The 12207-nt window shown below is 61.7% G+C and carries 10 protein-coding genes; 4 read left to right on the forward strand and 6 right to left on the reverse strand.

Features of this window, described 5'->3' with window-relative positions; translation table 11 throughout:
• The first annotated feature begins 11 nt into the window (after positions 1-11).
• Together BK662_RS16055 and BK662_RS16060 are read left to right on the forward strand one after the other, a co-directional pair.
• Complete coding sequence (locus BK662_RS16055) at positions 12-1058, forward strand: Rieske 2Fe-2S domain-containing protein (RefSeq protein ID WP_123358870.1); 1047 nt, start codon at positions 12-14, stop codon at positions 1056-1058.
• Positions 1055-2005, forward strand: a complete 951-nt coding sequence (locus BK662_RS16060) for a PDR/VanB family oxidoreductase (protein WP_123358871.1) — start codon at positions 1055-1057, stop codon at positions 2003-2005. The genes BK662_RS16055 and BK662_RS16060 overlap by 4 nt, the downstream gene beginning before the upstream one ends.
• Before the next feature lie 11 nt (positions 2006-2016).
• Here the strand turns inward: BK662_RS16060 and BK662_RS16065 are convergent, their stop codons facing one another.
• The 5 genes from BK662_RS16065 to BK662_RS16085 all read right to left on the reverse strand — a co-directional run bounded on the left by BK662_RS16065 (position 2017) and on the right by BK662_RS16085 (position 8511).
• Positions 2017-2730 (reverse strand): GntR family transcriptional regulator, encoded by a 714-nt coding sequence (locus BK662_RS16065; protein WP_123358872.1) that lies wholly within the window; start codon positions 2728-2730, stop codon positions 2017-2019.
• A 94-nt stretch (positions 2731-2824) separates the two neighbouring features.
• Positions 2825-4066, reverse strand: a complete 1242-nt coding sequence (locus BK662_RS16070; RefSeq protein ID WP_123358873.1) for a thiolase family protein — start codon at positions 4064-4066, stop codon at positions 2825-2827.
• Complete coding sequence (locus BK662_RS16075) at positions 4063-5946, reverse strand: feruloyl-CoA synthase (protein WP_123359008.1); 1884 nt, start codon at positions 5944-5946, stop codon at positions 4063-4065. Before BK662_RS16075 ends, BK662_RS16070 begins: the two co-directional genes overlap by 4 nt.
• Positions 5947-6102: 156 nt before the next feature.
• Positions 6103-7551: an aldehyde dehydrogenase gene (locus BK662_RS16080; RefSeq protein WP_123358874.1), complete on the reverse strand. Its 1449-nt coding sequence runs from the start codon at positions 7549-7551 to the stop codon at positions 6103-6105.
• Positions 7552-7680: 129 nt separating this feature from the next.
• Positions 7681-8511 (reverse strand): p-hydroxycinnamoyl CoA hydratase/lyase, encoded by an 831-nt coding sequence (locus BK662_RS16085; protein ID WP_123358875.1) that lies wholly within the window; start codon positions 8509-8511, stop codon positions 7681-7683.
• 210 nt (positions 8512-8721) lie between these two features.
• On the opposite strand from BK662_RS16085, the gene BK662_RS16090 reads away from it, so the two are divergent.
• A complete protein-coding gene (locus BK662_RS16090) occupies positions 8722-9210 on the forward strand; it encodes a MarR family winged helix-turn-helix transcriptional regulator (RefSeq protein ID WP_063340120.1) in 489 nt (162 codons plus the stop codon).
• Between the two features lie 57 nt (positions 9211-9267).
• On the opposite strand, the gene BK662_RS16095 is transcribed toward BK662_RS16090, so the two are convergent.
• Positions 9268-10578 carry an OprD family porin gene (locus BK662_RS16095; RefSeq protein WP_123358876.1) on the reverse strand — a complete coding sequence of 437 codons (1311 nt, stop codon included), beginning with the start codon at positions 10576-10578 and terminating at the stop codon, positions 9268-9270.
• A gap of 336 nt (positions 10579-10914) precedes the next feature.
• Between BK662_RS16095 and mhpT the strand changes: the two genes are divergently transcribed.
• Positions 10915-12132 (forward strand): 3-(3-hydroxy-phenyl)propionate transporter MhpT, encoded by a 1218-nt coding sequence (gene mhpT, locus BK662_RS16100; RefSeq protein ID WP_123358877.1) that lies wholly within the window; start codon positions 10915-10917, stop codon positions 12130-12132.
• Positions 12133-12207: the final 75 nt, after the last annotated feature.

Raw genomic sequence — 12207 nt, forward strand, 5'->3', positions numbered from 1 at the left:
GGAGAATCTCCATGTACCCCAAGAACACCTGGTACGTCGCCTGTACGCCCGACGAAATCGCCGACAAGCCGCTAGGCCGTCAGATCTGTGGTGAAAAGATGGTTTTTTACCGCGGGCATGAAGGCAACGTGGCGGCTGTCGAGGACTTCTGCCCCCATCGCGGCGCACCGCTGTCTTTGGGTTATGTGGAAAACGGCAACCTGGTGTGCGGCTATCACGGCCTGGTGATGGGGTGCGACGGCAAGACCGTGGAAATGCCCGGGCAGCGGGTTCGCGGCTTTCCGTGCAACAAGACGTTCGCCGCGGTCGAGCGTTACGGCTTTATCTGGGTCTGGCCCGGCGATCAGGCGTTGGCCGACCCGGCGCTGATCCATCACCTGGAATGGGCGGTCAGCGATGAGTGGGCCTACGGCGGCGGCCTGTTCCACATCCAGTGCGACTATTGCCTGATGATCGACAACCTGATGGACCTGACTCACGAAACCTACGTTCATGCGTCCAGCATCGGCCAAAAGGAAATCGACGAAGCACCGCCGGTGACCACGGTCGACGGCGACGAGGTGGTCACCGCCCGCCACATGGAAAACATCATGGCCCCGCCCTTCTGGCGCATGGCCTTGCGTGGCAACAACCTGGCCGACGATGTACCAGTGGATCGCTGGCAGATCTGCCGCTTCACCCCGCCCAGTCATGTGCTGATCGAAGTCGGTGTGGCCCATGCCGGAAAAGGTGGTTATCACGCTCCCCAACAGTTCAAGGCGTCGAGCATCGTCGTCGACTTCATCACGCCGCAAACCGAAACCTCGATCTGGTACTTCTGGGGCATGGCGCGCAATTTCAACCCGCAGGATGAAGCTTTGACCGCGAGCATTCGCGAGGGTCAGGGCAAGATTTTCAGCGAGGACCTGGAGATGCTCGAACGCCAGCAACAGAACCTGCTCAACCATCCTCAGCGCAACTTGCTCAAGCTCAATATCGACGCCGGAGGTGTGCAGTCGCGCCGTGTTCTGGAGCGCCTTATCGCCCGGGAAAAAACGCCGCAGGAGTCAATGGCATGATTGAAGTGCTGGTGGTATCCCGCAACAACGAAGCCCAGGACATCTGCAGCTACGAGCTGGCCAGTGTCGATGATCGACCGCTACCGACCTTCAGCGCCGGTGCCCATATCGATGTGCATCTGCCTGGTGGCTTGATCCGGCAATATTCCCTGTGCAACCACCCCGAAGAACGCCATCGCTACCTGATCGGCGTGCTCAAGGATCCGACCTCTCGCGGTGGTTCACTGGCCATGCACGAGCAGATCCACCCCGGCACACGGCTGTCTATCAGCGAGCCGCGCAATCTGTTTCCATTGGCACATGAGGCCCGGCGCAGCCTGCTCTTCGCCGGCGGTATCGGCATTACCCCAATCCTCTGCATGGCCGAGCGCCTGGCCCACAGCGGCGCAGATTTCGAGCTGCACTACTGCGCCCGTTCGCGAGAGCGCGCGGCCTTTGTCGAACGCCTGCAACACTCGGCTTTTGCCGACCGGGTGTTCCTGCATTTCGATCAGGAACCCGAGACTGCGCTGGACGCGGCCAAGCTCCTGGCCACGCCACACAATGACGTTCATTTATATGTGTGTGGCCCCGGCGGTTTTATGCAGCATGTGCTGGACACGGCCAAGGCCAAAGGCTGGCAGGAGCAATGCCTGCATCGCGAGTACTTCGCCGCCAACCCCGTCGACACTGGTGCCGATGGCAGCTTCTCGATCAAGGTCGCCAGCAGCGGCCAGGTCTTCGCGGTGCCGGCCGACAAGAGCGTGGTGCAGGTGCTGCAAAACCAGGGCATCGAGATTGCCATTTCCTGCGAACAGGGCATCTGTGGCACCTGCCTGACGCGGGTTCTGGAGGGCGTGCCGGAGCATCGAGACCTGTTCCTCACCGAGGATGAACAAGCCTGCAACGACCAGTTCACTCCTTGCTGCTCGCGCTCGAAAACGCCGCTGCTGGTGCTGGATATCTGAAAGAGTCGCGCCTAGTCCGAGCGGAGAATGACCTTCATCCGCTCTTCGGCCGTCGCCGAGCCGAAGATCTCGGCATAACGCAACGTGGCGTTGGCGTGCTCGCGCATGATGGCTTCGGCACGCGCGCCCTGGCGGTTGACCAAGGCGTCGAACACCGAATGGTGCTGCATGTGAGCGTAGTTGAAGCGTCGGTATTCCCGGATCATGTCGTTGCGGTCCACTGCCAGGGCTGTTACCGAAGCGAAAGGCAAATGATCGTTGCGCGCCAGTGCATCGGCGATCGCCGGGTTGTGGCTGCCTTCGACAATCACTTCGTGAAAACGCATGTTGAGATCGTGATAGACCTCCAGGTCCTCGATGGTCACAAACCCCTTGTCGAACAGCTGATCGCCCTGCATCAGGCACTGTTCGAGGGTCGCCCGGGCTTCGTCCGATAGCCCGCGCTCGGCGGTCTGACGCGCCGCCAGGCCTTCGAGTACACCCCGCACTTCAACCGCACCGGCAATGTCATCGGGGCTGACCGAACGCACCTGAAACCCGCGCCCGCCAAAACGCACCAGCAAGCCTTCCTGCTCCAGCGTGCGGAACGCCATGCGCACCGGCATCCGCGAAACACCGAACAGCTCCGCCGTGGGGATCTCCATCAACCGCTCGCCAGCCGCCAGCTCGCCCGAGGCGATCATCTTGCGCAACGCGACCAGCACCGTTTGACCGGGCTTACTCATCCAGGCAACTTCCAGAAAAGGTGGGTCTGCATAGTAACGCAAGACAGTGACGCAAAGATTGGGTTGACTGCAGCAAAGGCCTCGGGGTTCTGCTTCAGCCTTGATACGCCGGGTTTTCGATCAGCAGAGCCATGCCCTGCCCGCCACCGACACACGCGGCCGCAATGCCATAACGCAGATTACCCTCACGCAATTGCCTGGCCAGGGTCAGCACCAGGCGCAAACCCGTAGCGGCCAAAGGATGCCCCAAAGCAATCGAGCCGCCCCGCCGGTTGAGCCGGTCGCCGTCCAGTTCAAGCGCCTGGGCCACAGCCAATACCTGAGCGGCCTGGGCCTCATTGATTTCCAGCAAGCCGATTTCACCAAGGGCCAAACCGCTACGTTGCAGCAGCATCTGGATGGCCGGCGCCGGCCCTATCCCCATGAATTCCGGTGCCACGCCTACCACGGCACTGGCCAGCAAATGGGCCAACGCCGGACGCCGGGCGGCAGACGCCCGCCCTACCAGCGCGGCGGCCGCGCCATCGACCACCGCACAACTGTTGCCGGCCGTTTGCACACCGCCGGCATGCACCGCCCGCAACCGACCCAAGGCGTCCAGATCGGTGGGTCCCGGATGGCTATCACGAGTCACGCGGTCTACGCCCCGTGGCAACTGGATACTGCGTGACTGATAACCGGCCAGTTCAAAGCGCTCATTGCCGAGCGCTACCAGCTCCGGTTCAAACCAGCCATCGGCCTGGGCTTGCAGCGCCAATTGATGGCTGTCGAGGGCGAAGCGATCCACCTCTTCGCGGCTCAGGCCATGCCGCCGGGCCAGGTTGTCGGCGGTGGTGATCATGTCTACGCCCGGGGCCGGGTCGTAGAGGGCTTCCCAGAGAAAGTCCTTGAATTCCACTCCCGCACCGAGCCGGAAACCACCTCGGTGGGTGTAGGCGGCAATCGGGTTGCGCGACATGGATTCGGCCGCCACGCACAGGGCCAACTGCACACCGTCATCCAGCTGCCTGGCGGCCTGCCGCAAGAGTTCGAAACCGGTAGCGCAGATGCGCTGCACACCCAGTGCCGGAGTCTCTTGCGGCACGCCACTGTAAAGACCGATATGCCGAGGCAGCAGGTAAGCATCAAAACTGGCCTGAGCCATGGAGCCGGCCAACACGCTATCGACCAAAGATGGATCGATAGAGGCGCGGGCCAGCACCTCCCGCCCGACCTTGATCCCCAGATCGATCGGCGAAACCTGGGCCAAGGCCCCGCCGAGATCGACCCAAGGCGTGCGCAGTGCTTCGAAAATGGCTACATCGCCAAAGCTCGAATACTGCCCCGCACCGCTCACGGCAGAGGTCCGGCACGCAAGATGGAAGGTTCTTCGCCGCGATACAGCGCCTCGACCTTGTCGGCGCGCCACTGCAATACCGCGCGCTGGTTGATCGAGCCCTTGTCGGTGATTTCACCGCGGTCGATGGAGGCAGGTTCGTCGAGCAGCGCGATCCATTCCAGGCGGCTGGCATTCCCGGTGGCGTCGCGGTTGAGCCGTTGCAGCCAATCGGCGAACCATTCTCGCACCGGCGCGCTGGCCAGGACTTCGGCATCGCTGGCGTCCGCACTCAAACCGGCCAGACGTCGGCATTCGTAAAGACGGGGAAAGACCAGCGCACCCAGGCACTCGCGGTCCGGTGCGGCCACCACCAAGTCCTGAACATAGGGCGAACCTTCGAGCACCGCGCGATTGCGCAACGGGCCGACGCTGACAAACACGCCGGAGCTCAGTTTGAAGTCCTCGGCGATGCGCCCGTCGAACATCAGCCCCAGTTGCGGATCGCGGGCGTCGGCCAGTTTCAACGCGTCGCCGGAACAGTAGAAGCCCTGCTCGTCGAACACTTCGGCGGTCTGCTGTGGCGCACGCCAGTAACCCGGCATGATGTGCGACCCGCGAAAACGTCCCTCCAGCTTGCCGTCCACCGGCACCAGCCGCACTTCGCAACCGGGTGCCGGCAGGCCGATGTAGCCGGCCATGGACAATGGCCCGGTGGTGAACGTGCAGGACGGTGCCGCCTCGGTCATGCCGAGCCCGGCCATCATGCGAATGCGTTCGCCACAATGCTGTTCGGCGACCCGGTCCAGGCGATCCCAAACGCGTTGGGACAAACCGGCGGCGGCGAAAAAGAACAGTTTCATGTGCGAGAAGAAACGTTCGCGCAACTCTTCGTCCTGCTCCAGCGCGTTGACCAGTTCTTCCCAGCCTTTGGGCACGGTGAGGTACGCGGTGGGCGATATTTCCTTGAGGTTGCGCAGTGTTTCAGCAAACCCCTGGACAGTCGGCTTGCCGTCGTCCAGGTAAAAGGTGCCGCCGTTGTACAACACGATCCCGACGTTGTGGCTGCCGCCGAAGGTGTGATTCCACGGCAGCCAGTCCACCAGCACCGGAGGTTCTTCGCCGAACACCGGGAAGGTCTGCAACAGCATTTGCTGGTTGGCGCAGAGCATGCGCTGAGTGGTGATCACTGCCTTGGGCAACTTGGTGGAGCCTGAGGTAAACAGGAACTTGGCGATGCTGTCCGGCCCGGTAGCCTTGAAAGCGCAATCGGCCTCGGCACTGCCGGGTTGTTCCAGCAGGCTGGCAAAGCTCGCCTGATGGCGGCCAGCAATTTGACCGCGCACGGTGATCAGCGGCGTTTCGGCCGGCAGCACCGCATCGATCGCCCGCTGATAGGCCGCGGCGTCGCTGACGAACACCAGGCCCGGTTGCAGCAGATTGCAGACATGCCGCAGCTTGGCGAAATCCTGGGACAACAACGAATAGGCAGGAGAAACCGGGCAGTAAGGAATCCCGGCATACATCGCGCCCAAGGCAATCTGTAAATGCTCGATGTCGTTGCCCGAGAGGATCGCCAGCGGTCGTTCGGCCGAAAGCCCATAACTGAGCAGGCTTTGGGCAATGGCACGGACGCTGGTCAGCATCTCGGCGTAACTCACCCGGCGCCAGTCGCAGCCGTCCTGGCGCGCAGCGATAAAGGTCTGTTGCGGGCGCACATGGGCCCAATGCACCAGGCGATCGAGCAAGCGAGCGGGCAACTCGGCCAAGGGTTCCAGGGAGCGCATATGCAGGATGCCCTGCTCTTCGCTGACCTCGACCGCAGGATGACCGATGGACACCTGGCGATAGCGCGGCGCGTTGGCTTCGGTCTGGGGTGGCGATCTGAATTCGGAACTCACGTGCTTGTCCTCCATCAAGGCACGCCACCGGCTCGCAGCGATGCGTTCAACCGGGGCATGGCAGTCTATGGCTGCAGCCTTGTTATTGTTATGTCTGGCCTGCACGCGGGCGGCAATCACTCTCAAGCGTTCGTCGCCCGACGGTGTGGCGGATGCTCAGATCGGGTAGTGCCGCGGGCCGTTCTGCAAGGTCACCCAGCGTAACTGGGTGAAATGCTCGATGGACGCCTTGCCGCCAAAACTGCCATAGCCGCTGGACTTGACCCCGCCGAAGGGCATCTGCGCCTCGTCATGCACGGTCGGGCCGTTGATATGGCAGATGCCCGAATCTACTCGCTGGGCCAGGGCCAGAGCGCGACCGGTGTCGCGGCTGAAGATCGCCGCCGACAGACCGAACTCGGAATCGTTGGCCAGGCGCAACAGGGCTTCATCGCCCTCGCCACGCAGTACTACCGCCACCGGGCCGAAGGACTCTTCGCGGTACAGGCGCATGGCATCGGTGACGCCGTCGAGCAAGGTCGGCTGCAGAATACTGCCCTCCAGCTGGCCACCCGTGACCAGGGTGGCACCCTTGTCGAGGGCATCGTCGATCAACAGTTTGATGCGTTCACCGGCGCTGCTGTCAACCAGTGAACCGAGCACCGAACCTTCGGCGTTGGGGTTGCCGGCGGGCAAGGTGGCGATCTTCTCCGCGAGTCTGGCGACAAAGGCATCGGCCACTTTGGCATCGACGATCAGGCGCTCGGTAGACATGCAGATCTGCCCCTGATTAAAGAAGGCGCCGAAGGCCGCAGCCTCCACCGCTGCGTCCAGGTCGGCATCCTCCAACACCAGGAATGGCGCCTTGCCTCCCAGTTCCAGCAACGCCGGTTTGAGATGACGTGCCGACAGTTCACCGACGATACGCCCGACATGGGTCGAGCCGGTGAAGTTGACCCGACGCACCGCCGGATTGGCGATCAGCCGCTCGACAATCGCCGCGGCATCCTCGGGCGCATTGCTGATGACGTTGACCACGCCGTCCCCGAGGCCTGCGTCCTGCAACACCTGGCCGATCAATCGGTGCACCGCCGGGCTCAGTTCCGACGCCTTGAGCACCACGGTGTTACCGCAGGCCAGCGGCATGGCGATAGCGCGGGTGGCGAGGATTACCGGAGCGTTCCAGGGCGCGATACCCAGCACCACGCCGCAGGGTTGACGCAAGGCCATGGCGAAGCTGCCGGGCACATCGGAGGGAATGACTTCGCCGGTGATCTGAGTGGTCATGCACGCGGCTTCGCGCAGCATGTTGGACGCCAGATGCACATTGAAACCGTACCAGTTGGCCATGGCGCCGGTCTCGCCGGCTGCCGCGATGAATTCCGCGCTGCGGGCCTGCAACTGCTCGGCCGCACGCAACAACCGGGTGCGTCGTTCATTAGGGGCCAGGGCCGCCCAGGCGGGGAATGCCGCTTTGGCCGCGGCCACAGCGGCGTCGGCATCTTGCAGGGTGGCGGCGGCAACCCGCGACACGACTTCGCCGGTCACCGGATTACGCCGTTCGAAAGTTCGTCCGTCTCGGGCGGGGCACGACTGGCCGCCGATCAGCAGGGGCACGTCCAGCATGGTGATTCCTCTTTATTGTCTTTATCGGGAATACGTTCGAGGGGCTCACAGTAGCGCCTGGGCGCCGGGGCGAACAGCTGGCGGACGCTCGATCGCCCGGCCAGCTCGCTTTGAGTTCAACGCCGGAATTCAGCGTTTGTAAGCCTGCAAACCGGGCTTGATGCTCTTGTCGTCGAGGAACTGCTTCATGCCCTGCTCGCGGCCACCTTCGGTGTCCAGCAGGCGCGACTGATCGAGCTTGGCATAGAGGTAATCTTCGTTCTGCTCCCAGGTCAGTTCGCGGCAACGCTTGAAGCCGTGTTTGGCCGCCCGTAGCACCACCGGGTTTTTCTCCAGCAGGTTACGCGCCAGCTCGATCGTCACCTCACGCAGTTGTGCCAGGGGTACGCTCTCGTTGACCAGGCCCATCTCGGCGGCTTTCTGCCCGCCGAAGGTCTTGCCGGTCATGATGTAGTACAGCGACTGCCGATGGCCCACGGTGTCGGCCATGGCTTTGCTCACCAGGTTGCCTGGCGGGATGCCCCAGTTGATTTCCGACAGGCCGAAGGTCGCTTCATCGGCGCAGATCGCCAGGTCGCAGGCCACCAGCGGGCTGAAACCGCCACCGAAGCACCAGCCGTTGACCATGGCGATGGTCGGCTTGGCGTACATGCGCAGCAGTTTCCATTGCCATTGAGAGGCTTCACTGCGAATTTTTTCCTGAAGGATTTCCGGGCCGGCGTCCACTTCGCGGAAGTATTCCTTGAGGTCCATGCCGGCGGTCCAGGCTTCGCCCGCGCCGGTCAGCACCAGCACACCGGCGTCTGGATCCTGCTCCAGGGTTTCCAGAACGTCGATCATCTCCCGGTTCAATGTCGGGCTCATGGCGTTGCGTTTTTCCGGGCGATTGAGGATGACCCAGGCAATGCCTTCCTCGATTTCCACTTTGACCGTTGTCCAGCGACCTTCGTAATTGCTCATGCGTTGCTCTCTTGTTCTTGGCTTGACGATGGGTAAAAACTAAACTCCAATATTAGTTATGTCAATTAACTATTAATCAAATTAACCAAATATTTTCCGCCCCGAAAACAGGCGCAACGCCCAGAGATCTGAAAGAGGTCATGGCTATCCCCGACCAACCTCGGCAAACTAGATAGTCTTCTTAACCGCCAGCTGAGGATTCACCCTGCAATGGCCAAGTCTTCCAAGATTGCCGCCGCCCCCGAGGCCCCTGCCGACAGCGCCGAAACCCAGGCGCCGCTGGATTCCGCCCTGGACGATCTGATCGGTTACGCCATGCGCCGGGCGCAGCTGAAACTGTTTCAGAACCTCATTGGCCGGCTTTCGGCCCACGACTTGCGACCGGCCCAGTTCTCGGCCCTGGCGATCATCGACCAGAACCCGGGGCTTATGCAGGCCGACCTGGCCAAGGCCTTGACCATCGAGCCACCGCAAGTGGTGCCGCTGCTGAACAAACTGGAAAGCCGGGCATTGGCGGTGCGGGTACGCTGCAAACCGGACAAGCGCTCCTATGGGATTTTTCTCAGCAAGACCGGCGAAGCCCTGCTCAAGGAGCTGAAACTGATCGCTGCCGAGAGCGACATGGATGCAACGTCCAACCTCGACAGCCAGGAACGCGAAGAATTGCTCAGGCTGCTGAAGAAGGTCTATCAGGCCTGAAACGCCCACGCCGGCGCGTTCCCGGGGAACGGCCGGCTTCATGACAGGTAAAACGACTTACCAGATAGGTACGGTGTAGAGCACCAGAAAGCGGGTCTGGTTTTCATCGCGAAACGCCGCGCCGGCGGGGAAGTCATTGCGATAGATCGATTTGCGCGCCATCAGCCCGACGTTCTTCAGCGGGCCACTCTGGATCACATACCCCAGCTCCATCTGAAACTCCCGCTCCTTGCGGTCGTCGGCATTCAGCGCCGTCAGCTCGATATGGTCACCGCGCACATAACGCAACCGGCTCTTCAGGCCAGGCACCCCGACGGCGGTGAAGTCATAGTCGTACATCGCTTGCCAGGTCCGCTCCTTGGCATTGAGGAAGTCCGAACTCATGGTCAGCTCACTCATGCCCATCAACTCGGTGCCCGACACATAAGGCGTCGCTGTATCTCCATTGGCGTGCATATAGCCCAGGCTCAGGCGATGGCCGCCAAAGCGATAGCCGAACAGCGCCGACAAGTTGCGGTTGTCCACCTTGCCGGCCTTGGCGCTGCCATCCTCGTCGCTGAAAAAACTGCGCAGATCGGTGGTCAGCGTGCCCTCGCCCACCTGCAGATTGTGCAGCAAGGCCAGGGTATTCTGCTGGTACAGGTCCGCTACTTCGGCGTGATAGGCACGCAGACTGAGGTCCTTGTTCACCTGATAATCGCCGCCGACATAGGCCATGTGCGATGAGGTGGCCGCGCCATTGAAACGCCGGTTCGGCGAGGCGATGCTCATCGGCTGGTAGTCGGTGGAATCACGCTTGTTGATGCGATCGATGTAGCCGGTGTTGAGGGTCAGCCCGTCGATGTCCTTGGAACTGAGGGTGGTGCCGCGAAAAGTCTGCGGCAACAGCCGCGACGGGCTGGCGAAAGCGAATGGCAGGAAGATCGACACATCACCGGTCTTCACCGTGGTCTGGGCAAAACGCACCTTTGCGGTCATGGCCAGGCGCGAATATTCGTCCGCCGCGCGCTTGTCGCTGCTGGACACCGGCAGCAACTCAGTGCCGCTACGGTCCGGCGACGAGTCCAGCTTCACCCCCATCAGCCCGCGGGCATCCAGGCCGAAGCCGACAGTCCCCGGGGTAAAGCCCGACTCCACATTCATGATGAAACCCTGAGCCCATTCCCTGGCCGCGGTTTTCGCCCCGTCATCCTTGTAGTCGCGATCCAGGTAGTAATTGCGCAAGGTCAAGGTGCCGTGGCTGTTGTCGATGAAGCCTTCGGCCAGCGCCGGGGTGGCAACCACACTCAAGCCCAGCAGGACCAGACAAGGTGCGCGAACAGGTAAGGCTGAAGTCGCCGCAAGGGCGTTCCAAGGGAGCGTTGGCATGTTCGATGTCCACTTATTGTTGTTGTTTTTTGAACGGGATCGCTAGGGTTGTTCCAGGGATCTCAGGTCAGAGAATGGAAACAGCCTGAGGGTGGCGTCAATCCACAATGACCGATAATCGAACATTAATATTATTATCTATTTTTTAGATCCGTCTTACTCAATGCCTCATAGCGTTGATTTTAATGAGATTAATGTCATTTTTTGGCCATAAACCTTGGCTGTTCATTTTTTAGTTATCTTTGTTAATCTTAATTCCAGCTTGTCATCGCTTGAGGCGAGCAGGCTCGCGCTCACCCGTCAGCACACCCACAAAAACAATAAATGAGGTTCGCCATGGACACCCCATCACGTCGTACGACGCTGACCATCGCCCTGTGTTTTATCGTTGCACTGATTGAAGGCTTCGACCTGCAAGCTGCCGGGACTGCCGCCGCGGGCCTGCGCCAGACCTTTGCCCTGGACCCTAAAATGATGGGCTGGGTGTTCAGTGCCGGCATCATCGGCTTGCTGCCGGGCGCCTTCTTCGGCGGCTGGATTGCTGATCGCATCGGTCGCAAGAAAATCCTCATCGGCGCCGTGCTGCTGTTCGGCGTGTTCTCGCTCAGCACTGCCTACGTCAACACGTTCTCCAGCCTGCTGTTGGCGCGTTTCATGACCGGCCTGGGCCTGGGCGCCGCCCTGCCCAACCTGATCGCCCTGTGCGCCGAAGCCGTAGGTGAGCAACGCCGTGGTACCGCCATCAGCATCATGTATGCCGGCGTGCCGTTGGGTGGAGCACTGGCGGCGGTGGTCGCCATGCTGTTCACCGATCATTGGCAGGCGACCTTCATCATCGGCGGTCTCGCGCCATTGCTGGTGGTGCCGCTGATGATCCTGTTGCTGCCCGAGTCCAGCGCCTTTCGCCAGCAGCAAGGGACTGTCAATGTAGCGCGCGCTTCAACCGGCCAGGCACTGTTCCGCGAAGGCCGGGCTCGCGTTACCCTGGCGTTGTGGCTGAGCTACTTCTTCACCCTGACCGTGATGTATATGCTGCTCAACTGGCTGCCGTCACTGCTGCTGGAACAGGGTTTCAGCAAACCCCAGGCGGGCCTGGTGCAGATGCTGTTCAATATCGGCGGCGCCCTCGGCTCCCTGCTCGGCGGATTGCTGCTGGATCGCTGCAACGGCATCAAAGTGGTGCTGTTTGTCTATGCCGGGTTGCTGGTGGCGCTGTCCGGGGTCGGCCTGTCGGTGGGCATTGTTCCTATGGGCATCGCCGGGTTTGCCGCGGGGTTGTTTGTGATGGCTGCGCAACTGGTGCTTTACGCGCTGGCACCGCCGTCGTACCCGACTTCGGTGCGTGCCACCGGCGTCGGCGCGGCGGTGGCCATCGGTCGCCTGGGGTCAGTCGCCGGGCCCTTGGCCGCGGGGCAGATTCTGGCGGCCGGGGCCGGCACCACCGAGGTATTGCTGGCAACCTCCCCCGGGTTGTTGATTGCAGCACTGACCATCATCAGCGTGATTGCCCGTTCAGCCCCACTGACTGTATCGATGGAAAAGGCCAAGGCCTGATGTCCCTCAGTTAAAACGCGAGACCTGTGGGAGCGGGCTTGCTCGTGAAGGCGGAGTGTCAGACGACATCATTGT

Origin of the sequence: Pseudomonas frederiksbergensis, assembly GCF_003732275.1 — a bacterium.
GTDB classification, from domain to species: Bacteria; Pseudomonadota; Gammaproteobacteria; order Pseudomonadales; family Pseudomonadaceae; genus Aquipseudomonas; species Aquipseudomonas frederiksbergensis_H.

Bases quoted from the DNA above. Each gene is read 5' to 3' on its own strand.
- BK662_RS16055 (WP_123358870.1), top strand. From the start codon at position 12: ATGTACCCCAAGAACACCTGGTACGTCGCCTGTACGCCCGACGAAATC.
- BK662_RS16090 (WP_063340120.1), top strand. From the start codon at position 8,722: ATGGCCAAGTCTTCCAAGATTGCCGCCGCCCCCGAGGCCCCTGCCGAC.
- BK662_RS16085 (WP_123358875.1), bottom strand. From the start codon at position 8,511: ATGAGCAATTACGAAGGTCGCTGGACAACGGTCAAAGTGGAAATCGAG.
- BK662_RS16065 (WP_123358872.1), bottom strand. From the start codon at position 2,730: ATGAGTAAGCCCGGTCAAACGGTGCTGGTCGCGTTGCGCAAGATGATC.
- BK662_RS16095 (WP_123358876.1), bottom strand. From the start codon at position 10,578: ATGCCAACGCTCCCTTGGAACGCCCTTGCGGCGACTTCAGCCTTACCT.
- BK662_RS16080 (WP_123358874.1), bottom strand. From the start codon at position 7,551: ATGCTGGACGTGCCCCTGCTGATCGGCGGCCAGTCGTGCCCCGCCCGA.
- mhpT (WP_123358877.1), top strand. From the start codon at position 10,915: ATGGACACCCCATCACGTCGTACGACGCTGACCATCGCCCTGTGTTTT.
- BK662_RS16060 (WP_123358871.1), top strand. From the start codon at position 1,055: ATGATTGAAGTGCTGGTGGTATCCCGCAACAACGAAGCCCAGGACATC.